Origin of the sequence: Leclercia sp. M50 (assembly GCF_037150775.1) — a bacterium.
GTDB lineage: Bacteria > Pseudomonadota > Gammaproteobacteria > Enterobacterales > Enterobacteriaceae > Enterobacter.
Genome location: NZ_JBBCPK010000039.1, coordinates 15,368 through 40,137, shown reverse-complemented (window position 1 = coordinate 40,137; position 24,770 = coordinate 15,368). Strand labels below are relative to the sequence as shown.

The window sequence follows — 24,770 nt, the reverse complement described above, 5'->3', positions numbered from 1 at the left end:
GCAAGGCTTGGACGGAAGTCACTGTCGTTCTCAAAATCGGTGGAGCTGCATGACAAGGTCATCGGGCATTATCTGAACATAAAACACTATCAGTAAGTTGGAGTCATTACCGGTTTAGTCGGTAATGCTGCCAACTTACTGATTTAGTGTATGATGGTGATTTTAAGGTGCTTGCGTGGCTTCCATTTCCATCAGATGTCCTTCCTGCTCCGCTACTGAAGGCGTGGTGCGTAACGGCAAAAGCACTGCCGGACATCAGCGCTATCTCTGCTCTCATTGCCGTAAAACATGGCAACTACAGTTCACTTACACCGCCTCTCAGCCCGGTACGCACCAGAAAATCATTGATATGGCCATGAATGGCGTCGGATGTCGCGCCAGTGCACGCATTATGGGCGTTGGCCTCAACACGGTTTTACGTCACTTAAAAAACTCAGGCCGCAGTCGGTAACCTGGCGCATACAACCGGGCAGTGATGTGATTGTCTGCGCTGAAATGGACGAACAGTGGGGCTACGTCGGTGCTAAATCACGTCAGCGCTGGCTGTTTTACGCGTATGACAGGATACGGAGGACGGTTGTGGCGCACGTCTTCGGTGAACGCACTCTGGCCACACTGGAGCGTCTTCTGAGCCTGCTGTCGGCCTTTGAGGTCGTGGTATGGATGACGGATGGCTGGCCGCTGTATGAATCACGCCTGAAGGGAAAGCTGCACGTTATCAGCAAGCGTTACACTCAGCGCATTGAGCGACATAACCTGAATCTGAGACAACATCTGGCAAGGCTTGGACGGAAGTCACTGTCGTTCTCAAAATCGGTGGAGCTGCATGACAAGGTCATCGGGCATTATCTGAACATAAAACACTATCAGTAAGTTGGAGTCATTACCTACGACATCGGTAGAATACATTTACTGGAATTCGCCGTTAGCATGAACACTGCGGCGTATGCTAGGGGTTTTCAGGAGGCGTGTCATCTGTCAGTTAATCGGGAGCACCGTTGATGGTCGTCATTTTTGTAACATATCTTGTTTCCCGTTTGCTCCTGAAGCTCTGGGAACTGTATGACCAGCCCGACGGTGATGATTAACGGGACTGAAACAGGTTACGGCAGAGCAATATGGGGCTCATGTCCTGCTACGTAACCCGTCAGTAAAGCCCTGCTGCGCACCTGACGCTAAGCACTAACCCGCCTGCAGTTACCTGGTCGAATACAGCCCGCGAAGCTTTCTTGCCTGCGTCTGATGTGCTTCCGCACCGGCATTATTGACCTGCTCATGCACGAGAGCGGCTTTTTCTCCGGCATTCAGTTCGTTAAAAGAAGAAGACGAGGTCTTTGAATTTGCATCACTGCCGGACAGCATTTTTTTATGTTCCTCAATCATTTTCTGATGCGCATAGGACGCGCTGTTGTTCATAAATGAATGAGCAACAATGGCCCTTTCATGTTCATTCATTTCAGAGAATGAGGGCGTGTTGTTTTTATTAACCCTGTCCGGTAAGTTTTCATGCGTCGAGGAATTCACATGACTGACGGCTGAGGCATTATTAACAAATCGATGTGCTTCATGGGCAATATCACTGGACTGAGCAAAAGCTGCCCCACAAAATAAAGCTGTAAACGCAGTGGTCGTGATTAATATATTCATGTGTAATTACCTTCTGAGGTACATAAAAGATGTCCTTATGATCATATATAAAAATAATCAACCTGTGGGGAAGATGACGTAAATGTAATACAGCTATGTACATTACACGATTGTAATGAATTTGTTTCTTAAGGTGTGCTAGATTCATTTCATTGTAAGTGGATGAACCAGTAATTTAATTTAAATCGGTTCTCGAATTCTGTCAGTAACCATACTTTAAATAAGGGAATGCGCATGCTGTTGAAAACGTCTCGACGAACTTTCCTGAAGGGGTTAACCCTCTCTGGCGTAGCCGGAAGTCTTGGCGTATGGAGTTTCAATGCGCGTTCCAGTCTGAGCCTGCCAGTTGCCGCATCCCTGCAGGGTACTCAGTTTGACCTGACCATTGGTGAAACGGCCGTCAATATCACGGGCAGTGAGCGTCAGGCCAAAACAATCAATGGAGGCCTGCCGGGGCCCGTTCTTCGCTGGAAAGAAGGTGACACCATTACCCTGAAGGTCAAAAACCGTCTTAATGAACAGACGTCCATTCACTGGCACGGCATTATTCTTCCGGCCAATATGGATGGTGTTCCGGGGCTGAGTTTTATGGGCATAGAGCCTGATGATACCTACGTTTACACCTTTAAGGTTAAGCAGAACGGGACTTACTGGTACCACAGCCATTCCGGTCTGCAGGAACAGGAGGGGGTATACGGTGCCATTATCATCGATGCCAGGGAGCCAGAACCGTTTGCTTACGATCGTGAGCATGTGGTCATGTTGTCTGACTGGACCGATGAAAATCCTCACAGCCTGCTGAAAAAATTAAAAAAACAGTCGGATTACTACAATTTCAATAAACCAACCGTTGGCTCTTTTTTCCGCGACGTGAATACCAGGGGGCTGTCAGCCACCATTGCCGATCGGAAAATGTGGGCTGAAATGAAAATGAATCCGACTGACCTCGCGGATGTCAGTGGCTACACCTACACCTATCTCATGAACGGGCAGGCCCCGCTGAAAAACTGGACCGGACTGTTCCGTCCCGGTGAAAAGATACGCTTACGGTTTATCAACGGCTCGGCAATGACCTATTTCGATATCCGTATCCCCGGGCTGAAAATGACGGTCGTGGCTGCAGATGGCCAGTATGTAAACCCGGTTACCGTTGACGAATTCAGGATTGCCGTTGCCGAAACCTATGATGTCATTGTGGAGCCTCAGGGTGAGGCCTATACCATCTTCGCACAATCCATGGACAGGACCGGTTACGCTCGAGGGACACTGGCCACGAGAGAGGGGTTAAGTGCTGCCGTTCCCCCCCTCGATCCCCGTCCTCTGTTGACCATGGAAGATATGGGTATGGGGGGAATGGGACATGATATGGCAGGAATGGACCACAGCCAGATGGGAGGCATGGATAACAGCGGAGAGATGATGTCTATGGACGGTGCTGACCTTCCGGATAGCGGGACATCCTCCGCGCCCATGGATCACAGCAGCATGGCCGGTATGGATCATTCCCGGATGGCCGGAATGCCGGGTATGCAAAGTCATCCTGCGTCAGAAACGGATAACCCACTGGTTGATATGCAGGCGATGAGCGTCTCTCCGAAATTAAATGATCCGGGTATTGGTCTTCGAAATAACGGAAGAAAGGTTCTCACGTACGCGGATTTGAAAAGCCGCTTTGAGGATCCTGACGGACGTGAACCTGGCCGTACCATAGAACTGCATTTAACCGGCCACATGGAAAAGTTTGCCTGGTCATTTAACGGAATCAAGTTTTCAGATGCCGCACCGGTGCTGCTGAAATACGGTGAGCGGCTCAGGATCACGCTGATCAACGATACCATGATGACTCACCCCATTCACCTGCATGGTATGTGGAGCGATCTGGAAGATGAAAACGGTAATTTCATGGTTCGTAAACACACAATAGATGTTCCCCCTGGTACAAAACGCAGTTACAGAGTGACAGCAGATGCGCTTGGCCGCTGGGCGTATCACTGCCATTTGCTCTATCACATGGAAATGGGAATGTTTCGTGAAGTCCGGGTGGAGGAATGATGCGAATGAAGAGAAATTTGAAGGCCATACCTGTTCTGGTCGCCGGTTTGTTTACCTCACAGCTTTCTATTGCGGCGGGCTCCGTCTCTGCAGATCCCCACGCCGGGCACGACATGTCTGCCATGCAGATGCCAGCAGATGAGAATTTCACTGAGATGACGTCAATGGAGCCCATTGTAACTGAGAGCAGAACGCCAATTCCGCCTGTTACCGATGCCGACCGGAAGGCTGCATTCGGCAATTTACAGGGGCATGCGATTCACGACAGTGCGATTAATTATCTGGTTCTGCTGGATCAACTGGAATGGCAACGGTCGGATAACACCAACAATTTCAGCTGGAGTGTTAACAGCTGGATTGGAGGCGACACAGATCGGATTTGGCTAAAGAGTGAAGGTGAACGAAGCAATGGGGAAACGGAGGCGGCTGAAGCGCAGTTACTCTGGGGACATGCGGTTGGCCCATGGTGGGATTTGGTTGCGGGTGTCAGGCAGGATTTCAGACCTGCTTCTGCCCGGACCTGGGCTGCTGTCGGTTTTCAGGGGCTGGCACTCTATAATTTTGAGTCTGAAATTACGGGTTTTGTCAGTAATGGCGGAAAAGCAGCCCTTCGTCTGGGAGGAGAATACGACGTTTTACTGACTAACCGGCTCATACTCCAGCCATCCTATGAGGTGAATTTCTACAGTCAGGATGATGAATCGCGGGGTCGCGGCAGGGGACTGACTGACACAGAGCTGGGGCTCCGGCTGCGCTATGAAATACGCCGTGAGTTTGCACCCTATATAGGCGTTTCCTGGAATCAACTTTACGGGAAAACATCCGATATGGCGAAAAGAGAAGGTGAGAAAGACCATCAGGTAGTATTCCTGGCGGGAGCCAGAATCTGGTTTTAACGCACTGATATAAAACACTCAACTAAACAGGTAAATAAAATGTCGATTTTAAATAAAGCCATTCTTACAGGTGGCCTCGTTATGGGCGTTGCTTTCTCTGCTATGGCCCATCCGGAATTAAAAAGCTCTGTGCCACAGGCTGATTCAGCCGTAGCGGCCCCGGAAAAGATTCAGCTTAATTTCTCGGAAAATCTGACCGTGAAATTCTCAGGTGCAAAATTAACGATGACGGGTATGAAAGGCATGTCATCACATTCTCCGATGCCGGTCGCGGCAAAAGTGGCGCCAGGCGCTGACCCTAAATCGATGGTCATTATTCCGCGAGAGCCTTTACCCGCTGGCACTTATCGTGTTGACTGGCGCGCGGTTTCTTCAGATACGCACCCTATTACCGGTAATTACACCTTTACAGTGAAGTAATATTATGAACGACCTGATTATGATTGTTATTCGTTTTCTTCTTTATCTGGATTTGATGGTAATATTTGGATTGCCATTTTTTCAGATATATGGAATAAGCGGTGTCAGACATGAAACCTATAACCTGACTAATTTCAGGTCGTTTATAACCTTTGCTGTTGTTGCAGGCATCATTCTTACTGGCATTAATATGCTCCTGGTATCTAATGCCATGAGCGGAGTTACTGATCTCAGGGAATTATCCATCCATATTATCGAGATGGTTATAGAAGAAACTGATGTAGGTATTAGCTGGATTGTCAGACTCTGTGCACTGTTTACCACTCTCGGTGCTTTGTTCCTTTACACTAACAAGAGACTATTGTCCTGCCTGCTGATGACGATGAGTGGGGGCGTGGCGCTGGCTACACTTGCCTGGGGAGGACACGCCGTCATGCATGACGGTCTGCATTACTATCTCCATTTACTGAGCGATCTAACTCATCTCGGCGCTGCAGGTGCCTGGACAGGTGCTCTGGTTGCATTTGCTATCCTGCTGATGCGCAGAAACGCGCACAATGCACAGAGCGTCATTGTGATATCTGACTCCCTGGCAAAATTTGCCACGGCAGGTACGGTGATTGTTGTAGCCCTGATCCTGAGTGCGATGGTCAACTATCTGTATATTGCTGAAGGTAACTTAACCCCCTTATTCAACAGCTCCTGGGGGGGAATATTGCTTGCTAAGACGGCTCTGTTTGTTCTGATGCTTCTTCTGGCTGCAGCAAACCGGTTTCACCTGGGTCCCCGGCTTGAAGTTATGGTCAGGGAAGGGAATTATGATCGCAGCGTTGCCCTGATGCGAAACAGCATCCTGACAGAATTCGTTGTTGCGATTATCATTCTGGGTGCCGTAGCGTGGCTCGGAATGCTTGCTCCGTCTCAGGTCAGCTAAGGGACAACCAACGCTCACGCGTGCGATTTTTACTTTCATATCAGCGAGTTGACCATGCAGCGTATTTTAATCGTTGAAGACGAACAAAAAACAGGTCGTTACCTGCAGCAGGGACTGGTTGAGGAAGGCTATCAGGCCGATCTCTTTAATAATGGCCGCGATGGTCTTGGGGCCGCGTCGAAGGGACAGTATGATTTGATAATACTGGACGTGATGCTGCCTTTCCTCGACGGGTGGCAAATCATCAGCGCACTGAGGAAGTCCGGGCACGAAGAACCGGTCCTGTTTTTAACCGCAAAAGACAACGTGCGGGACAAAGTGAAAGGACTGGAGCTTGGTGCAGATGACTACCTGATTAAGCCCTTCGATTTTACGGAGCTGGTTGCACGTGTAAGAACCTTACTGCGGCGGGCACGCTCGCAGTCCGCAACGGTTTGCACCATCGCCGATATGACCGTTGATATGGTGCGCCGAACCGTGATCCGTTCGGGGAAGAAGATCCATCTCACCGGTAAAGAATACGTTCTGCTTGAGTTGCTGTTGCAACGCACCGGAGAAGTGTTACCCAGGAGTCTTATCTCGTCCCTGGTCTGGAATATGAACTTTGACAGTGATACGAATGTGATTGATGTCGCCGTGAGACGTCTGAGAAGTAAAATTGATGATGACTTTGAACCAAAACTGATCCATACCGTTCGCGGTGCCGGATATGTCCTGGAGATCAGAGAAGAGTGAGGCTCAAAATTTCCCTGACCACACGCCTGAGCCTGATTTTTTCTGCAGTGATGCTTACGGTATGGTGGTTATCAAGTTTTATCCTGATTAGCACCCTTAATGGCTATTTCGATAATCAGGATCGCGATTTTCTGACTGGTAAACTTCAGCTCACCGAAGAGTTTCTTAAAACAGAGACGTTCAGGAACAAAACGGATATAAAGTCATTATCAGAAAAAATAAACGATGCGATGGTGGGGCACAATGGCTTATTCATTTCTATAAAAAATATGGAAAATGAAAAACTGGTGGAACTGTATGCCAAAAATTCTGTTGTTCCAGCGGTCCTGCTAAATAAGTCGGGGGATATTCTCGACTATATGATCCAGACGGAAGAAAATAACACCGTATACCGCAGTATCTCGCGGCGGGTTGCCGTGACGCCGGAACAGGGTAAAAGCAAACATTTCATCGTTACGGTTGCCACGGATACCGGGTATCACACCCTATTTATGGATAAGCTCAGTACCTGGCTGTTTTGGTTCAATATCGGTCTGGTTTTTATTTCTGTTTTTCTGGGCTGGCTGACCACACGCATTGGTCTGAAACCGTTACGGGAAATGACCAGTCTGGCTTCCTCCATGACCGTACACAGCCTGGATCAGCGTCTTAATCCCGATCTGGCTCCGCCGGAAATCTCTGAGACCATGCAGGAATTCAATAACATGTTCGATCGCCTGGAGGGTTCATTCCGGAAACTGTCAGATTTCTCGTCTGACATCGCGCATGAGCTGCGCACACCGGTCAGTAATCTGATGATGCAGACGCAGTTTGCACTGGCTAAGGAAAGGGATGTTTCGCATTACCGCGAAATTTTATTCGCTAACCTGGAAGAACTGAAAAGGTTGTCACGAATGACCAGTGACATGCTTTTTCTGGCACGTTCAGAGCATGGTCTGCTGCAGCTGGATAAACATGATGTGGATCTGGCCGCCGAACTGAATGAATTACGTGAGTTATTCGAGCCCCTGGCAGACGAAACAGGAAAGACAATCACGGTTGAAGGAGAGGGCGTTGTTGCCGGAGACAGCGATATGCTGCGACGTGCTTTCAGTAACCTGCTTTCGAATGCAATCAAGTATTCTCCCGATAACACCTGTACAGCGATACGCCTTGAGCATGACGGTGACTGTGTGAACGTGATGATTACGAATACGATGTCTGGCCCGGTTCCCGCTAATCTTGAACGTTTGTTTGACCGGTTCTATCGCGCAGACTCATCAAGGGTCCACAACACGGAAGGCGCGGGGCTGGGATTATCAATTACAAGGTCAATCATTCATGCTCACGGCGGCGAGCTGTCAGCAGAACAGCAGGGGCGGGAAATTGTGTTCAAAGTGAGCCTGTTAATGGATTAACTCCGTTATTCAGGAGAAACCTGGAAGGTGACAAAATTGTCATCATCCAGTCACGCGATAAACAGATGCGGTTTTTTATAATCATTCATAAATCAGGAGCAGGGTGATAACGCAATCACCTGGTTCCTGGAGTGATGAATAACCCGCCCTGAGATCAAATGCTTTCTCTGTCATAAGCCGTTGATTGTTTGGGTATGAAAACACCGGAGACCCAACCATGAAAAAGATCCTTGTATCATTTGTTGCCATTATGGCTGCCGCTTCATCTGCCATGGCTGCAGAGACAATGAACATGCATGACCAGGTAAATAATGCACAGGCACCTGCCCACCAGATGCAGTCATCTGCTGAAAAAAGTGCAATTCAGGGAGACAGCATGACAATGATGGATATGAGCAGTCACGATCAGGCCGCAATGTCCCATGACATGATGCAAAACAGCAATTCTGCTGCCCACCAGGATATGGCTGAAATGCATAAAAAAATGATGAAAGCTAAACCAGGAGCTACCAACGAAACAGCAAAGTCATTTTCTGAAATGAGCGAGCATGAGAAGGCCGCAGTTGTGCATGAGAAGGCGAATAATGGTCAGTCTTCCGTTGTTCACCAGCAGCAGGCTGATAAACATCGCAGTCAGATCACCCAGAATTAACCCGCAGCTCCACTTGTTAGACCCTCATTTGACGCCGAAGTTACTGGCTTACGCTCCTGATAGGGAGCGTTTTTTTAAACTAAATGAAAGAGTATATCTGTGTATGACTAATCGTAGTCTGCGGTCGGGTATAAAATAAATGAGCGACGGACTAAATTTAACATAAGACAGATTACGCGAACTAAGCCATTGATAATTAAAGCAAATTATAATCATAAGTTTGGTCATTTATTTCCAGGGTTCATGCCAGGCTGCATCCCGGGACTGGCTAAGAACACGAATGATCGTGACCACAGATTGCGATGACAAAAATTAAATCATGTGCTGTTCTGCACAAGTAGGCTGAACAGCATCGATGCTCCGGAAAAAGCACAGCCATTTGGCCAGCGTTCGCGGCAGGCATTGACCGCTATGAGCGTCGGCAAGCCTCGTTGCGCGAAGGTTGAGGTTCAGAACTGCACCTCAACAACTTCCTGAATATCGAGCACATCCGTATCGAATATTACAGTCGTCGTCCCGTGCAGATAGCTGTCTGTAAAGATACCCTCCCAGTCATACACCCCCTGAATACCACATGACAAATACAGGCTGATTAGTTCAGCGGGCTCTACGTGGCGGTTTCCCTCGTAAATCAGACTTCCTTTGCAATATGTATACCGGGGTTCATTCAGGGCGTGCCAGTCCAGTCCCCTGCCTAGCTGGCTGCTGATACTTACGGGCAGACCAGTCCTGAGACGTGATGCAATATCAGGTTGCTCAGAAAGCAGCTGGCGATGATTTGCGATAACGCAGCCTTTCTTCAATGTGCACCGGTAAACCAACGGATTTCCGGGGTTCCTGTTTTTTAACAAGGCATGATTGCAAGCCCCTTTAAAGTTATCGGTAAACCAGCAGGCGTTGATACTGCCGGCCTCACCGGTCCCCCAGAATGAGACATCAAATCTGTCAAAGCGCTGCCGGGTTCCGTGGAAAAGCTGCACTGAATATACCTTCTGTTAAGAGGAGCCATGCACTCCGTGACGATATGCTAACTGGGGTCCGCCCGGAATTCGGAAATTATCCTACATTGAGAATAACTTAGGATAATTTAGTTCCATTTAGCGAAAACCCATGGCCGTAAGGGATGTACAGAACTTTCAGCCTGGCGGAAGAAGCAAAAAAGCGACAACTAACCGGCCAGCACTGAATCCCTTTGCCCGTATCTGGCAAGTTCTGTCAGCATCTCGCCGAAGTCCGGGAATCCATATCTGGCCAGAACGTTTGCCGCGGAACATGCTCTGGCATTATCCCTTTCCAGCCATACGATGCACAACTCTGTGCCACTCGTCCTCGGATCGTGCATGTTCTCAGGTAACGCTGACCAGGCAAACGGGCTTTCAAAGGCTTTCATTGATTCATAAAAACTGCCGAACAGTTCTTCCTTCGGGATCACAAACATCTGCCATTTGTTACGCAATACAGGCACCATCTGCACATTCACACTGTAGCGGCGCAGCGCCCCTGTCAGCGGAACAGGCTGCTGCAGGCGACCAGCCTGATAGCGGGCAGCGCTGAAATGATGGGAGCCGTCGTTATTGTGCCAGTAGTACCGGCGTTCAGACCACGGATACTCCGCAAACCGCATCTGATCGAGGCGCAACCCGCCATGAGACATATTCTCCTGAAGATGTTCCGGGGTGACGGGTTCGGCCAGTTCGGGACTGCGCAGCACCGCAAGATCGTTAATATCGGTGATGTTATGGCTCTCTGATTTCGAACTGGACATCCCTCTCAGTAAACTGATGTCACACTGAAAATCGTGAATTGTCTCTTCCTGAATAAGATTTTCAGCCTCCGGGATCGTAATCAGATGCCCTTCAAGATGGCCTGTGCCGTCGGGTTTACGGTAATCAAGCGTATAGGGGCGGGCAAAATAAGAAGATGAAGGATCCAGCCACGTATCCCAGGCGGTTACTGACCGTGTCCAGAACGTATCCGCAGGTGGTGTTATGGAACAGGGAACCAGCACGCCGGTTTTTATTACTCGTTCAAGCCCTGCCGGCTGCCCAAGGCGGTGCAGCAGCTCCTCACGCGACCAGTCAAGAACCCTGCGCCATGCCGGTGCTCTGACGATCTCGGGTATTTCAACAGAACCTCTCCTTCCTGAATTATCTGCCACAGGCAACTCCTTTCTGCAGTTCATCGATACGGGTTTACCAGGCGAGCCAGAATCAGGTGATGCTTAAGGCCGCCCGGACGAAACGGTTTACTGAAGGTGGTGACGCTTTCACCAGGTCACGCCGGTGAGCATATCGCATTAAATCATCCTGAGGATCAATAATCTCATGATTTAAAAGTATAAATATGGTGGGTTTGTGATGCGCTGCAGGCGCATGGAGGCGCCAGCAGTTGCTGAGGATGTCTCTGCTACTGAATGGCGCCGTCACCCGGCGAAGCCGGCTACAGAGTTGATAGTTTCCACCAATCCATCCCTTCGCCCTGATAAGCCATACCCGCCTGTAGCGACTCAGGTGCTTCTGTGCGCGGTCGGAGTGGTCCCGACAAGGCAGAGCCGCAGTCGGGGCGTATCTCCGCGTTATGCGGGCCGTCAGGGCCGCTTACGAGCGTGTAGGGGTCGTCTCAGAAAACGGAAAATAAAGCACGCTAAGCCGGTGGCAGCGGTCGCAATGGCCTAAACTTCCCCGCACCGACCTTGGCGCTGCTGCGCCATAGGTAATCGCCGGTCAGGTTGATGTGCTCCCACCCCAGCGGCGACAGATATTGCAACAATGTGTCGTCCAGCGCCGTGCCGTTGCCACGCAAAGCACTGGTGGCACGCTCCAGATATACCGTGTTCCACAACACGATGGCCGCCGTCACCAGATTGAGGCCGCTGGCCCGGTAGCGCTGCTGCTCAAAACTGCGGTCGCGGATTTCACCCAATCGGTAGAAGAAGACCGCCCTGGCCAGCGCGTTGCGCGCCTCGCCCTTATTCAGCCCCGCATGGACGCGGCGGCGCAGCTCCACGCTTTGCAGCCAATCCAAAATGAACAGCGTGCGCTCGATGCGCCCCAGCTCGCGCAACGCCACGGCCAAGCCGTTCTGGCGCGGGTAGCTGCCGAGTTTGCGCAGCATCAGCGAAGCCGTTACCGTGCCTTGCTTGATGGAGGTGGCCAGCCGCAGAATTTCATCCCAATGGGCGCGTATTTGCTTGATGTTCAGCCTGTCGCTGCTAATCATCGGCTTGAGCGCGTCATAGGCGGCATCGCCCTTGGGGATGAATAGCTTGGTTTCGCCCAAGTCACGGATACGCGGCGCGAAGCGAAATCCCAGCAAATGCATCAAGCCAAACACGTGATCGGTGAAGCCTGCCGTGTCGGTGTAGTGTTCCTCGATGCGCAAGTCCGACTCGTGGTACAGCAGGCCATCAAGCACGTAAGTTGAATCACGAATGCCCACGTTGACCACCTTGGCACTGAAGGGCGCGTACTGGTCGGAGATATGGGTGTAGAAAGTCCGTCCTGGACTGCTTCCATACTTCGGGTTGATATGACCAGTGCTTTCTGCTTTGCTGCCGGTTCTGAAGTTCTGGCCGTCCGACGATGACGTGGTGCCGTCACCCCAGTTGCCGGCGAAGGGTTGCCGAAACTGCGCATTCACCAGCTCGGCCAGCGCCGTCGAATAGGTTTCATCGCGGATGTGCCAGGCTTGCAGCCAAGACAGCTTGGCGTAGGTGGTGCCAGGGCAGGACTCGGCCATTTTGGTCAGACCCAGGTTGATCGCGTCGGCCAGGATCGTCGTCAACAGCAAGGTTTTGTCCTTGGCCGTGTCGCTGGTCTTCAGGTGTGTGAAGTGGCGGGTGAAGCCCGTCCATTCATCGACCTCCATCAGCAACTCGGTGATTTTGAGGTGCGGCAGCAGCATAGCTGTCTGGTCGATCATGGCTTGCGCGGCGTCTGGTACTGCCGCGTCCAGCGGCGTGATCTTCAGGCCTGACGCGGTGGTGATGATGGCATCCGGTAAGTCGTTGGCCGCAGCCATGCGGTTGACTGTGGCGAGTTGCGCCTCCAACAATTCCAACCGGTCATGCAGGTATTGGTCGCAGTCGGTGGCCACTGCCAGCGGCAATTCGCTGGCCAGCTTCAAAGTGGCGAACTTCTCGACCGGCACCAGGTATTCGTCGAAGTCCTTGAACTGGCGAGAACCCTGCACCCAGACATCACCGGAGCGCAGCGCGTTCTTCAGCTCCGACAGGGCGCATAACTCGTAGTAACGCCGGTCGATGCCGTCGTCGGTCAGAACCAGCTTTGCCCAGCGCGGCTTGATGAATGCGGTTGGCGCATCGGCGGGCACCTTGCGCGCGCTGTCGCTGTTCATGCCGCGCAGCATGTCGATGGCATCGAGCACACCCTTGGCGGCGGGCGCAGCCCGCAATTTGAGCACGCCCAGGAACTGCGGCGCGTAGCGGCGTAGCGTGGCATAGCTTTCACCGATGTGGTGCAGGAAATCAAAGTCGGCAGGCCGCGCCAATGTTTGCGCTTCGGTGACGCTGGCGGCGAAGGTGTCCCAGGGCATAACGGCCTCGATGGCGGCGAACGGATCGCTGCCGCTTTGCTTGGCCTCAATCAACGCTTGACCGATGCGCCCATACATCCGCACCTTGTCGTTGATCGCCTTGCCGGAAGCCTGGAACTGCTGCTGATGCTTGTTCTTGGCCGCGTTGAACAGCTTGCCGATGATGCGATCGTGAAGGTCGATGATTTCATCGGTGACGGTGGCCATGCCTTCGATGGCCAGCGCTACCAGCGTGGCATAGCGTCGTTGCACCTCGAACTTTGCCAGATCAGCAGGCGTCATCTGGCCACCTTCACGAGCGATTTTGAGCAGGCGGTTCTGGTGAACCTGCCGCTCGATGCCTGCGGGCAGATCAAGTGCTTGCCAGGATTTCAGGCGCTCAATATGTTCGAGCATGTGGCGAGAGTTCGGTTTGGCAGGCGACTGGCGCAGCCATGCCAGCCACGTCACTTTACTGCCGTCCTTGCGCTTGAGAAGTTCGTCCAGGCGCTGACGGTGGGGTGATAACAAAGAATCGGTCAGCGCCGCGTAAATGCGTCGGTTGGCACGGGTGATGGCCTCGGCGCTTGCGCGCTCGATGGCATTCATGGCGGGCAGGATAATGCTCTGCCGCCGCAGATTCTCGACAAGTGCGCTCGCCAGCACGATGCCTTTGTCGGTCTGCAAGGCCAGCTCGGTCAATGTATGCACGGCTTGCCGATAGTGGCTCATGGTGAAGGGCTTGAACCCAAAAACCGTTTGCAGCTCGACCAAGTGCTCCCGCCGTGTCTGTTCGCGCTGGCCGTACTCGCTCCAACTTTCCACTGGCATCTTGAGTTGCGCGGCCACCATGCGCAACAGGGGCGGAAACGGAGGCTCATCGACGCCCAAAAAGGTGCCAGGGAATCGCAAGTAGCAAAGCTGCACAGCGAAGCCCAATCGATTCGCGGCGCCGCGACGCTGACGGATCACCGACAGGTCGGTTTCGTTGAACGTGTAGTGCCGTATCAGTTCGTCTTTGGCATCTGGCAGTGCCAGCAGGCTTTCGCGCTCGGTGGCGGACAGGATTGAGCGGCGTGGCATGGTCAGTCTTCCCGCAGGTACTGGTACAAGGTTTCGCGGCTGATGCCGAAGTCACGGGCCACCAAGGTTTTTTGGTCGCCTGCCGCAACTCGCCGTTTCAACTCGGCAATTTGTTCGCTGTTCAGCGATTTCTTTCGTCCCCGGTAGGCACCGCGCTGCTTGGCCAGCACGATTCCCTCGCGCTGACGTTCGCGGATCAGGGCGCGCTCGAACTCAGCGAAGGCTCCCATGACCGACAGCATCAGATTGGCCATCGGTGAGTCCTCGCCGGTGAACTTCAGCCCTTCTTTGACGAACTCCATGCGCACGCCCCGTTGTGTCAGCCCTTGGACGATGCGGCGCAGGTCATCAAGGTTGCGTGCCAGCCTGTCCATGCTATGCACCACCACGGTGTCGCCCTCGCGGACGAAGGCCAGCAGCCTTTCCAGCTCGGGACGCTGGGTGTCCTTGCCAGAAGCCTTGTCGGTGAACACCCGCGCCACCTGAACACCCTCCAATTGCCGTTCCGGGTTCTGGTCGAAGCTGCTGACGCGGACATAGCCGATGCGTTGACCTTGCAAGATGCCTCCAAAGGCAAAAGTGTCAGGATGAAATCTATTACCTTTGACGGAATATGTCAATCAATAGGAAATTTAACTCTATTCTGACATCGTTTGCACATGGTGTCGTTTTCAGAAGACGGCTGCACTGAACGTCAGAAGCCGACTGCACTATAGCAGCGGAGGGGTTGGATCCATCAGGCAACGACGGGCTGCTGCCGGCCATCAGCGGACGCAGGGAGGACTTTCCGCAACCGGCCGTTCGATGCGGCACCGATGGCCTTCGCGCAGGGGTAGTGAATCCGCCAGGATTGACTTGCGCTGCCCTACCTCTCACTAGTGAGGGGCGGCAGCGCATCAAGCGGTGAGCGCACTCCGGCACCGCCAACTTTCAGCACATGCGTGTAAATCATCGTCGTAGAGACGTCGGAATGGCCGAGCAGATCCTGCACGGTTCGAATGTCGTAACCGCTGCGGAGCAAGGCCGTCGCGAACGAGTGGCGGAGGGTGTGCGGTGTGGCGGGCTTCGTGATGCCTGCTTGTTCTACGGCACGTTTGAAGGCGCGCTGAAAGGTCTGGTCATACATGTGATGGCGACGCACGACACCGCTCCGTGGATCGGTCGAATGCGTGTGCTGCGCAAAAACCCAGAACCACGGCCAGGAATGCCCGGCGCGCGGATACTTCCGCTCAAGGGCGTCGGGAAGCGCAACGCCGCTGCGGCCCTCGGCCTGGTCCTTCAGCCACCATGCCCGTGCACGCGACAGCTGCTCGCGCAGGCTGGGTGCCAAGCTCTCGGGTAACATCAAGGCCCGATCCTTGGAGCCCTTGCCCTCCCGCACGATGATCGTGCCGTGATCGAAATCCAGATCCTTGACCCGCAGTTGCAAACCCTCACTGATCCGCATGCCCGTTCCATACAGAAGCTGGGCGAACAAACGATGCTCGCCTTCCAGAAAACCGAGGATGCGAACCACTTCATCCGGGGTCAGCACCACCGGCAAGCGCCGCGACGGCCGAGGTCTTCCGATCTCCTGAAGCCAGGGCAGATCCGTGCACAGCACCTTGCCGTAGAAGAACAGCAAGGCCGCCAATGCCTGACGATGCGTGGAGACCGAAACCTTGCGCTCGTTCGCCAGCCAGGACAGAAATGCCTCGACTTCGCTGCTGCCCAAGGTTGCCGGGTGACGCACACCGTGGAAACGGATGAAGGCACGAACCCAGTGGACATAAGCCTGTTCGGTTCGTAAACTGTAATGCAAGTAGCGTATGCGCTCACGCAACTGGTCCAGAACCTTGACCGAACGCAGCGGTGGTAACGGCGCAGTGGCGGTTTTCATGGCTTGTTATGACTGTTTTTTTGTACAGTCTATGCCTCGGGCATCCAAGCAGCAAGCGCGTTACGCCGTGGGTCGATGTTTGATGTTATGGAGCAGCAACGATGTTACGCAGCAGGGCAGTCGCCCTAAAACAAAGTTAACCCCTAAGGAAGTATCGTGAAACTATCACTAATGGCAGCAATTTCGAAGAATGGAGTTATCGGAAATGGCCCAGATATTCCATGGAGTGCCAAAGGGGAACAATTACTCTTCAAAGCGATTACCTATAATCAGTGGCTTTTGGTAGGCCGAAAGACTTTCGAGTCAATGGGGGCTTTACCCAACCGAAAATATGCCGTTGTAACTCGTTCAAGCTTCACTTCCAGTGATGAGAATGTATTGGTATTTCCATCTATCGATGAAGCGCTAAATCATCTGAAGACGATAACGGATCATGTGATTGTGTCTGGTGGTGGTGAAATATACAAAAGCCTGATCGATAAAGTTGATACTTTACATATTTCAACAATCGACATTGAGCCAGAAGGTGATGTCTATTTTCCAGAAATCCCCAGTAGTTTTAGGCCAGTTTTTAGCCAAGACTTCGTGTCTAACATAAATTATAGTTACCAAATCTGGCAAAAGGGTTAACAAGTGGCAGCAACTGACCGCCAAAAGTGTCACTTGTTTTGCCAAAAAGCCGGCAAAACAAGCGCCAATTTTGTCGGCAGCTGTGCCAGGCGTTAAACATCATGAGGGAAGCGGTGATCGCCGAAGTATCGACTCAACTATCAGAGGTAGTTGGCGTCATCGAGCGCCATCTCGAACCGACGTTGCTGGCCGTACATTTGTACGGCTCCGCAGTGGATGGCGGCCTGAAGCCACACAGTGATATTGATTTGCTGGTTACGGTGACCGTAAGGCTTGATGAAACAACGCGGCGAGCTTTGATCAACGACCTTTTGGAAACTTCGGCTTCCCCTGGAGAGAGCGAGATTCTCCGCGCTGTAGAAGTCACCATTGTTGTGCACGACGACATCATTCCGTGGCGTTATCCAGCTAAGCGCGAACTGCAATTTGGAGAATGGCAGCGCAATGACATTCTTGCAGGTATCTTCGAGCCAGCCACGATCGACATTGATCTGGCTATCTTGCTGACAAAAGCAAGAGAACATAGCGTTGCCTTGGTAGGTCCAGCGGCGGAGGAACTCTTTGATCCGGTTCCTGAACAGGATCTATTTGAGGCGCTAAATGAAACCTTAACGCTATGGAACTCGCCGCCCGACTGGGCTGGCGATGAGCGAAATGTAGTGCTTACGTTGTCCCGCATTTGGTACAGCGCAGTAACCGGCAAAATCGCGCCGAAGGATGTCGCTGCCGACTGGGCAATGGAGCGCCTGCCGGCCCAGTATCAGCCCGTCATACTTGAAGCTAGACAGGCTTATCTTGGACAAGAAGAAGATCGCTTGGCCTCCCGCGCAGATCAGTTGGAAGAATTTGTTCACTACGTGAAAGGCGAGATCACCAAGGTAGTCGGCAAATAATGTCTAACAATTCGTTCAAGCCGACGCCGCTTCGCGGCGCGGCTTAACTCAAGCGTTAGATGCACTAAGCACATAATTGCTCACAGCCAAACTATCAGGTCAAGTCTGCTTTTATTATTTTTAAGCGTGCATAATAAGCCCTACACAAATTGGGAGATATATCATGAAAGGCTGGCTTTTTCTTGTTATCGCAATAGTTGGCGAAGTAATCGCAACATCCGCATTAAAATCTAGCGAGGGCTTTACTAAGCTTGCCCCTTCCGCCGTTGTCATAATCGGTTATGGCATCGCATTTTATTTTCTTTCTCTGGTTCTGAAATCCATCCCTGTCGGTGTTGCTTATGCAGTCTGGTCGGGACTCGGCGTCGTCATAATTACAGCCATTGCCTGGTTGCTTCATGGGCAAAAGCTTGATGCGTGGGGCTTTGTAGGTATGGGGCTCATAATTGCTGCCTTTTTGCTCGCCCGATCCCCATCGTGGAAGTCGCTGCGGAGGCCGACGCCATGGTGACGGTGTTCGGCATTCTGAATCTCACCGAGGACTCCTTCTTCGATGAGAGCCGGCGGCTAGACCCCGCCGGCGCTGTCACCGCGGCGATCGAAATGCTGCGAGTCGGATCAGACGTCGTGGATGTCGGACCGGCCGCCAGCCATCCGGACGCGAGGCCTGTATCGCCGGCCGATGAGATCAGACGTATTGCGCCGCTCTTAGACGCCCTGTCCGATCAGATGCACCGTGTTTCAATCGACAGCTTCCAACCGGAAACCCAGCGCTATGCGCTCAAGCGCGGCGTGGGTTACCTGAACGATATCCAAGGATTTCCTGACCCTGCGCTCTATCCCGATATTGCTGAGGCGGACTGCAGGCTGGTGGTTATGCACTCAGCGCAGCGGGATGGCATCGCCACCCGCACCGGTCACCTTCGACCCGAAGACGCGCTCGACGAGATTGTGCGGTTCTTCGAGGCGCGGGTTTCCGCCTTGCGACGGAGCGGGGTCGCTGCCGACCGGCTCATCCTCGATCCGGGGATGGGATTTTTCTTGAGCCCCGCACCGGAAACATCGCTGCACGTGCTGTCGAACCTTCAAAAGCTGAAGTCGGCGTTGGGGCTTCCGCTATTGGTCTCGGTGTCGCGGAAATCCTTCTTGGGCGCCACCGTTGGCCTTCCTGTAAAGGATCTGGGTCCAGCGAGCCTTGCGGCGGAACTTCACGCGATCGGCAATGGCGCTGACTACGTCCGCACCCACGCGCCTGGAGATCTGCGAAGCGCAATCACCTTCTCGGAAACCCTCGCGAAATTTCGCAGTCGCGACGCCAGAGACCGAGGGTTAGATCATGCCTAGCATTCACCTTCCGGCCGCCCGCTAGCGGACCCTGGTCAGGTTCCGCGAAGGTGGGCGCAGACATGCTGGGCTCGTCAGGATCAAACTGCACTATGAGGCGGCGGTTCATACCGCGCCAGGGGAGCGAATGGACAGCGAGGAGCCTCCGAACGTTCGGGTCGCCTGCTCGGGTGATATCGACGAGGTTGTGCGGCTGATGCACGACGCTGCGGCGTGGATGTCCGCCAAGGGAACGCCCGCCTGGGACGTCGCGCGGATCGACCGGACATTCGCGGAGACCTTCGTCCTGAGATCCGAGCTCCTAGTCGCGAGTTGCAGCGACGGCATCGTCGGCTGTTGCACCTTGTCGGCCGAGGATCCCGAGTTCTGGCCCGACGCCCTCAAGGGGGAGGCCGCATATCTGCACAAGCTCGCGGTGCGACGGACACATGCGGGCCGGGGTGTCAGCTCCGCGCTGATCGAGGCTTGCCGCCATGCCGCGCGAACGCAGGGGTGCGCCAAGCTGCGGCTCGACTGCCACCCGAACCTGCGTGGCCTATACGAGCGGCTCGGATTCACCCACGTCGACACTTTCAATCCCGGCTGGGATCCAACCTTCATCGCAGAACGCCTAGAACTCGAAATCTAACGTCCGTTCGGGCATCGAGGTCCATGTCGGGGTGGGACGGGCCCGTGGCTTCAAGATCACTTGCAGTCCGACCGCGATGTCTTGGTTGCGCGAGAGGTTGTCGATATCCTCCACTTCCATCATCAACCCTGGATAATGCCGCCGCCGTCATCGCCGCCGACGCCCGTGCCGGGCTTTTCGGGCCTGTCAGGCTTGCTCGGCCTTCAGCCTGCCTGGGCGAGATCTCCGGCGGACGGATTAACGGCGGAGCTTCGCCGCCTTTCGTGCGTGTGAAGGCCGAAGATAGTTCTCTCAAAAACATCCGTTTATGAGAGATACCAAATGTCATTTTCAGAAGACGACTGCACCAGTTGATTGGGCGTAATGGCTGTTGTGCAGCCAGCTCCTGACAGTTCAATATCAGAAGTGATCTGCACCAATCTCGACTATGCTCAATACTCGTGTGGGCTCTGTTGCAAAAATCGTGAAGCTTGAGCATGCTTGGCGGAGATTGGACGGACGGAACGATGACGGATTTCAAGTGGCGCCATTTCCAGGGTGATGTGATCCTGTGGGCGGTGCGCTGGTATTGTCGCTATCCGATCAGCTATCGCGACCTTGAGGAAATGCTGGCGGAACGCGGCATTTCGGTCGACCATACGACGATCTATCGCTGGGTCCAGTGCTACGCCCCGGAGATGGAGAAGCGGCTGCGCTGGTTCTGGCGGCGTGGCTTTGATCCGAGCTGGCGCCTGGATGAAACCTACGTCAAGGTGCGGGGCAAGTGGACCTACCTGTACCGGGCAGTCGACAAGCGGGGCGACACGATCGATTTCTACCTGTCGCCGACCCGCAGCGCCAAGGCAGCGAAGCGGTTCCTGGGCAAGGCCCTGCGAGGCCTGAAGCACTGGGAAAAGCCTGCCACGCTCAATACCGACAAAGCGCCGAGCTATGGTGCAGCGATCACCGAATTGAAGCGCGAAGGAAAGCTGGACCGGGAGACGGCCCACCGGCAGGTGAAGTATCTCAATAACGTGATCGAGGCCGATCACGGAAAGCTCAAGATACTGATCAAGCCGGTGCGCGGTTTCAAATCGATCCCCACGGCCTATGCCACGATCAAGGGATTCGAAGTCATGCGAGCCCTGCGCAAAGGACAGGCTCGCCCCTGGTGCCTGCAGCCCGGCATCAGGGGCGAGGTGCGCCTTGTGGAGAGAGCTTTTGGCATTGGGCCCTCGGCGCTGACGGAGGCCATGGGCATGCTCAACCACCATTTCGCAGCAGCCGCCTGATCGGCGCAGAGCGACAGCCTACCTCTGACTGCCGCCAATCTTTGCAACAGAGCCTCCGTCGCCATGCTCACCTCGCTTTGGTGCACACGAGTATTGAGCATAGTCGGGGAGCCCGCAGAATTCGGAAAAAATCGTACGCTAAGGTTTTCCGGGCATCCGTAAGGGCCGAAACTTCCCGTCTTCCAGTCTGCGGCTCTGCCGCCAGACGTAATCGCCGGTTAGGTTGATGTGCTCCCAGCCCAGCGGCGACAGGAATTGCAGCAGCTCGCCGTCCACCGGCTTGCCGGCCTCGACCAACCCCTGGGTGGCGCGTTCCAGGTACACCGTGTTCCACAGCACGATAGCCGCCGTCACCAGGTTGAGGCCGCTGGCCCGGTAGCGCTGCTGCTCGAAGCTCCGATCCCTGATTTCCCCAAGGCGGTTGAAGAACACCGCCCTGGCCAGCGAGTTGCGCGCCTCACCTTTGTTCAGGCCGGCATGCACGCGGCGGCGCAGTTCAACACTTTGCAGCCAGTCCAGGATGAACAGCGTGCGCTCGATCCGGCCCAGCTCGCGCAGGGCCACGGCCAGTCCGTTCTGGCGCGGGTAGCTGCCGAGCTTGCGCAGCATCAGCGAGGCGGTGACGGTGCCCTGCTTGATCGAGCTGGCCAGGCGCAGGATGTCGTCCCAGTGGGCACGCACGTGCTTGATGTTCAGGGTGCCGCCGATCAGCGGGCGCAACGTCGGGTAGGCTTGCACGCCCTGCGGCACGTACAGCTTGGTTTCGCCGAGGTCGCGGATGCGCGGCGCGAAGCGGAAGCCTAGCAGGTGCATCAGGGCAAAGACGTGATCGGTGAAGCCGGCCGTGTCGGTGTAGTGCTCCTCGATCCGCAGGTCGGACTCGTGGTACAGCAGGCCGTCGAGCACATAGGTGGAATCGCGGACGCCGACATTCACCACGCGGGTGCTGAACGGCGCGTACTGGTCGGAGATATGGGTATAGAACAGCCGTCCCGGCTCGCTACCGTACTTCGGGTTGACGTGCCCGGTGCTCTCGCCCCGGCCACCCGCGCGGAAGCGCTGGCCATCGGAGGATGAGGTCGTGCCGTCGCCCCAGTGGGCGGCAAAGGCGTGGCGATACTGGTGGTTGACCAGCTCGGCCAAGGCCGCCGAATAGGTTTCGTCGCGGATGTGCCAGGCTTGCAGCCAGGACAGCTTGGCGTAGGTCAGGCCGGGGCTCGACTCGGCCATCTTGGTCAGCCCGAGGTTGATCGCATCACCGAGGATTGCGGACAGCAGCAACGTCCTGTCTTTGGCCTCGGCCCCGTCCTTCAAGTGGGTGAAGTGGCGGCTGAAGCCCGTCCAGTCGTCCACGTCCATCAGCAGTTCGGTGATCTTGATGCGCGGCAGTAACTGGCTGGTTTGGTCGATCAGCGCCTGCGCCCGATCCGGCACCGCCGCATCCAGCGGGGTGATTTTCAGCCCTGACTCGGTGAGGATGGCATCGGGCAGCTCGTTGTCCTTGGCCAGGCGGGTGACGGTGGCCAACTGCTCGTCCAGCAGCTGCAAACGCTCTTCCAGGTACTGGTCGCTGTTCGGGTTGATCGCCAGGGGCAGGGCCTGCTCGCGCTTGAGTGCGGCGAACTTCTCGGCCGGCAGCAGGTAGTCGTCGAAGTCGCGGAACTGCCGCGAGCCCTTGACCCAGATGTCGCCGGAGCGCAGGGCGTTCTTCAGCTCGGACAGGGCGCAGATTTCGTAGAATTTCCGGTCGAGGCCTTCCGGGGTGATCACCAGCGGCTTCCAGCGCGGCTTGATGAAGGCCGTGGGTGCATCGGCCGGCACCTTGCGCAGGTTGTCGGCGTTCATCTCACGCAGGGTCTGCACGGCTGCCAGCACGCCTTGCGCGGCCGGCGCGGCGCGCAGTTCCAGCACCTCCAGCAAGGCCGGCGTGTAACGGCGCAGGGTGGCGAAGTTCTCGCCGACCAGGTGCAGGTGGTCGAAGCCTTCCGGCCGGGCCAGCAGCTCGGCCTCGCTGACGCTCTCGGTGAACTCGTCCCAGGGAATCACCGCCTCGATGGCGGCATAGGGGTCGCTGCCGCTTTCCTTCGCTTCCAGCAGCGCCTGGCCGATCCTGGAGTACAGGCGCACCTTGTCGTTGATCGCCTTGCCCTGCTTCTGGAACTGCTGCTGATGCTTGTGCTTCGCGCCGCTGAACAGCTTGACCAGGATGCGGTCATGCAGATCGACCAGCTCATCGATCACGGTCGCGGTGCTCTCCAGCACCACGGCGGCCAGGGTCGCGTAGCGGCGCTGCGGCTCGAACTTACCGAGGTCTTTGGGCGTCATCTGCCCACCCTCGCGGGCCAGCTTGAGCAGGCGGTTCTGGTGGATGTGCCGGCCCAGGCCTTCGGGCAAGTCCACCAACTGAAATGTCTTCAGCCGCTCGATGTGTTCCAGCATGTGCCGAGAGTTGGGTTTCAGCGGTGCCTGGCGCAGCCAGGTCAACCAGGTGATGCTGCTGCCGGCCTTGAGCTTCAACAGCTCGTCCAGCTTGGCCCGATGCGAGTCCGTGAGTGGTTCGACCAGGGCGCGGTAGACCCGCCGATTGGCTCGCGCAATGGCTTCCGAGCAGGCCCGGTCAATCACGCTCAGCGCCGGCAGGATGCGTCGTTTCTGCCGTAGGCTCTCCAGGGCCTGACCGGCCAGCAGCAAGCCTTTGTCGGTCTGCTGGGCCAGCTCGGTTAGCTCGCGCACCAGGGCGCGGAAGTCGGACAGGCCGAACGGGGCCAGTTGCAGGTAGGTGCGCAGTTCCTGGGCATGCTCGGGACGGGTCACGTCGCGCTCGCCGTACTTTGCCCAGCTCGCCGGCTCGGCCTGGACTTGCTTCGCCACCCACAGGATGACCGGCTCGGGCAGCTCGCTGTCGGTTCCCAGCGCGTAACCGGGGTAGCGCAGCAGGCAGAGCTGCACGGCGAAGCCGAGGCGGTTGGCGTCGCCGCGTCGCTGGCGGATCAGCGACAGGTCGGAGTCGTTGAAGGTGTAGTAGCGGATCAGGTCATCCTGGCTTTCCGGCAGCGCAAGCAGGGTGTCCCGCTCCGTGGCCGAGAGGATCAAGCGACGCGGCATGTGTCAGTCGTCCGTGCGGAGGTACTGGTAGAGGGTTTCCCGGCTGATGTTGAACTCGCGGGCAAGCTGCGCCTTGGGCTCGCCGGCCGTCGCTCGCTGCCGCAGGGTAGCAGCCTGCTCATCGGACAGGGCTTTCTTGCGGCCCCGGTACGCGCCACGCTGCTTGGCCAAGGCGATGCCCTCACGCTGCCGCTCGCGGATCAGGGCGCGCTCGAACTCAGCGAAGGCCCCCATCACCGACAGCATCAGGTTGGCCATCGGCGAGTCCTCGCCAGTGAACACCAGGCCCTCCTTCAGGAACTCGATGCGCACGCCGCGCTGAGTCAGCTTCTGTACCAAGCGACGCAGGTCATCGAGGTTGCGGGCCAGCCGATCCATGCTGTGCACCACCACTGTATCGCCTTCGCGGACGAAGCTCAGCAGCGCTTCGAGCTGGGGGCGCTGGGTGTCCTTGCCCGATGCCTTGTCGGTGAACACCTTGCTCACCTGGGTTTGTTCCAGCTGGCGTTCCGGGTTCTGGTCAAAGCTGCTGACCCGGACGTAGCCGATGCGGTGCCCCTGCACGATGTCTCCTTGGTTGAAGGCGGCTTAAGTGCACTTTCTGTTCCGTTGTGCCTCAAAGCCCATTTCTGTCAGGCTGAAATCTATAACCTTCGCGGGCATGTGTCAAA

General features: G+C 55.1%; 23 protein-coding genes and 2 pseudogenes. 16 read left to right on the top strand and 9 right to left on the bottom strand.

Features of this window, described 5'->3' with window-relative positions; genetic code table 11:
* Both WFM46_RS11665 and WFM46_RS11660 read left to right on the top strand, forming a co-directional pair.
* The coding region (locus WFM46_RS11665; RefSeq protein ID WP_000851394.1) for an IS1 family transposase at positions 1–96 on the top strand (96 nt) is incomplete at its 5' end.
* 79 nt (positions 97–175) lie between these two features.
* A protein-coding gene (locus WFM46_RS11660; RefSeq protein WP_223289738.1) for an IS1 family transposase occupies positions 176–873 on the top strand; the annotation gives its coding sequence in 2 pieces (ribosomal slippage) (positions 176–425 and positions 425–873; 699 coding nt in all).
* 324 nt (positions 874–1,197) lie between these two features.
* Here the strand turns inward: WFM46_RS11660 and WFM46_RS11655 are convergent.
* Positions 1,198–1,647 carry a copper resistance protein gene (locus tag WFM46_RS11655; RefSeq protein ID WP_001023257.1) on the bottom strand — a complete coding sequence of 150 codons (450 nt, stop codon included), beginning with the start codon at positions 1,645–1,647 and terminating at the stop codon, positions 1,198–1,200.
* Between the two features lie 234 nt (positions 1,648–1,881).
* Between WFM46_RS11655 and pcoA the strand changes: the two genes are divergently transcribed.
* From pcoA to pcoE, 7 genes are all read left to right on the top strand, one after another.
* On the top strand, positions 1,882–3,699 hold the full coding sequence (pcoA, locus tag WFM46_RS11650) for a multicopper oxidase PcoA (RefSeq protein WP_000925242.1): 1,818 nt from the start codon (positions 1,882–1,884) through the stop codon (positions 3,697–3,699).
* Between the two features lie 5 nt (positions 3,700–3,704).
* Entirely contained in the window at positions 3,705–4,595 is an 891-nt protein-coding gene (gene pcoB, locus WFM46_RS11645; protein WP_001378118.1) for a copper resistance outer membrane transporter PcoB, read from the top strand.
* Positions 4,596–4,634: 39 nt separating this feature from the next.
* Positions 4,635–5,015 carry a copper resistance system metallochaperone PcoC gene (pcoC, locus tag WFM46_RS11640; RefSeq protein WP_000025662.1) on the top strand — a complete coding sequence of 127 codons (381 nt, stop codon included), beginning with the start codon at positions 4,635–4,637 and terminating at the stop codon, positions 5,013–5,015.
* A gap of 55 nt (positions 5,016–5,070) precedes the next feature.
* Entirely contained in the window at positions 5,071–5,949 is an 879-nt protein-coding gene (pcoD, locus tag WFM46_RS11635; protein WP_312208584.1) for a copper resistance inner membrane protein PcoD, read from the top strand.
* A 54-nt stretch (positions 5,950–6,003) separates the two neighbouring features.
* Positions 6,004–6,684, top strand: a complete 681-nt coding sequence (pcoR, locus tag WFM46_RS11630; protein WP_032662230.1) for a copper response regulator transcription factor PcoR — start codon at positions 6,004–6,006, stop codon at positions 6,682–6,684.
* A complete protein-coding gene (gene pcoS / locus WFM46_RS11625) occupies positions 6,681–8,081 on the top strand; it encodes a copper resistance membrane spanning protein PcoS (RefSeq protein WP_114388518.1) in 1,401 nt (466 codons plus the stop codon). The genes pcoR and pcoS overlap by 4 nt, the downstream gene beginning before the upstream one ends.
* Positions 8,082–8,298: 217 nt before the next feature.
* Positions 8,299–8,733 (top strand): copper resistance system metallochaperone PcoE, encoded by a 435-nt coding sequence (pcoE, locus tag WFM46_RS11620; RefSeq protein ID WP_114388517.1) that lies wholly within the window; start codon positions 8,299–8,301, stop codon positions 8,731–8,733.
* Between the two features lie 228 nt (positions 8,734–8,961).
* Here pcoE and WFM46_RS11615 read toward each other — a convergent pair.
* The 6 genes and pseudogenes from WFM46_RS11615 to intI1 form a co-directional block, all read right to left on the bottom strand.
* Positions 8,962–9,063: pseudogene (locus tag WFM46_RS11615) on the bottom strand (type II toxin-antitoxin system RelE/ParE family toxin); the annotation flags it as partial.
* Between the two features lie 119 nt (positions 9,064–9,182).
* The gene (locus tag WFM46_RS11610) at positions 9,183–9,713 is read right to left on the bottom strand and encodes a hypothetical protein (RefSeq protein ID WP_114388516.1); all 531 of its coding nucleotides are present in this window, start codon (positions 9,711–9,713) and stop codon (positions 9,183–9,185) included.
* A gap of 188 nt (positions 9,714–9,901) precedes the next feature.
* Complete coding sequence (locus tag WFM46_RS11605) at positions 9,902–10,891, bottom strand: DUF6685 family protein (RefSeq protein ID WP_246843652.1); 990 nt, start codon at positions 10,889–10,891, stop codon at positions 9,902–9,904.
* A 485-nt stretch (positions 10,892–11,376) separates the two neighbouring features.
* Positions 11,377–14,349, bottom strand: coding sequence for a Tn3 family transposase (locus WFM46_RS11600; protein ID WP_001138073.1), 2,973 nt, complete (start codon positions 14,347–14,349; stop codon positions 11,377–11,379).
* A 2-nt stretch (positions 14,350–14,351) separates the two neighbouring features.
* Positions 14,352–14,909 (bottom strand): recombinase family protein, encoded by a 558-nt coding sequence (locus tag WFM46_RS11595; protein WP_001162012.1) that lies wholly within the window; start codon positions 14,907–14,909, stop codon positions 14,352–14,354.
* Positions 14,910–15,214: 305 nt separating this feature from the next.
* Positions 15,215–16,228, bottom strand: coding sequence for a class 1 integron integrase IntI1 (gene intI1 / locus WFM46_RS11590; protein WP_000845048.1), 1,014 nt, complete (start codon positions 16,226–16,228; stop codon positions 15,215–15,217).
* Between the two features lie 156 nt (positions 16,229–16,384).
* Between intI1 and dfrA15 the strand changes: the two genes are divergently transcribed.
* From dfrA15 to WFM46_RS11555, 7 genes and pseudogenes are all read left to right on the top strand, one after another.
* A complete protein-coding gene (dfrA15, locus tag WFM46_RS11585; RefSeq protein ID WP_001355915.1) occupies positions 16,385–16,858 on the top strand; it encodes a trimethoprim-resistant dihydrofolate reductase DfrA15 in 474 nt (157 codons plus the stop codon).
* Between the two features lie 101 nt (positions 16,859–16,959).
* Positions 16,960–17,751, top strand: a complete 792-nt coding sequence (gene aadA1, locus WFM46_RS11580) for an ANT(3'')-Ia family aminoglycoside nucleotidyltransferase AadA1 (protein WP_001206316.1) — start codon at positions 16,960–16,962, stop codon at positions 17,749–17,751.
* A gap of 163 nt (positions 17,752–17,914) precedes the next feature.
* Positions 17,915–18,262: a quaternary ammonium compound efflux SMR transporter QacE delta 1 gene (locus WFM46_RS11575; RefSeq protein WP_000679427.1), complete on the top strand. Its 348-nt coding sequence runs from the start codon at positions 17,915–17,917 to the stop codon at positions 18,260–18,262.
* On the top strand, positions 18,256–19,095 hold the full coding sequence (gene sul1 / locus WFM46_RS11570) for a sulfonamide-resistant dihydropteroate synthase Sul1 (RefSeq protein WP_000259031.1): 840 nt from the start codon (positions 18,256–18,258) through the stop codon (positions 19,093–19,095). The genes WFM46_RS11575 and sul1 overlap by 7 nt, the downstream gene beginning before the upstream one ends.
* Before the next feature lie 127 nt (positions 19,096–19,222).
* Positions 19,223–19,723, top strand: coding sequence for a GNAT family N-acetyltransferase (locus WFM46_RS11565; RefSeq protein WP_000376623.1), 501 nt, complete (start codon positions 19,223–19,225; stop codon positions 19,721–19,723).
* 320 nt (positions 19,724–20,043) lie between these two features.
* Positions 20,044–20,112, top strand: a pseudogene (locus WFM46_RS11560) (EAL domain-containing protein); the annotation flags it as partial.
* Between the two features lie 117 nt (positions 20,113–20,229).
* Positions 20,230–20,994 carry an IS6-like element IS6100 family transposase gene (locus WFM46_RS11555; RefSeq protein WP_001389365.1) on the top strand — a complete coding sequence of 255 codons (765 nt, stop codon included), beginning with the start codon at positions 20,230–20,232 and terminating at the stop codon, positions 20,992–20,994.
* Positions 20,995–21,132: 138 nt separating this feature from the next.
* On the opposite strand, the gene WFM46_RS11550 is transcribed toward WFM46_RS11555, so the two are convergent.
* Both WFM46_RS11550 and WFM46_RS11545 read right to left on the bottom strand, forming a co-directional pair.
* Positions 21,133–24,099 carry a Tn3-like element TnAs1 family transposase gene (locus tag WFM46_RS11550; RefSeq protein ID WP_336997655.1) on the bottom strand — a complete coding sequence of 989 codons (2,967 nt, stop codon included), beginning with the start codon at positions 24,097–24,099 and terminating at the stop codon, positions 21,133–21,135.
* A gap of 3 nt (positions 24,100–24,102) precedes the next feature.
* The gene (locus WFM46_RS11545) at positions 24,103–24,663 is read right to left on the bottom strand and encodes a recombinase family protein (protein ID WP_001161490.1); all 561 of its coding nucleotides are present in this window, start codon (positions 24,661–24,663) and stop codon (positions 24,103–24,105) included.
* Between the last annotated feature and the right edge of the window lie 107 nt (positions 24,664–24,770).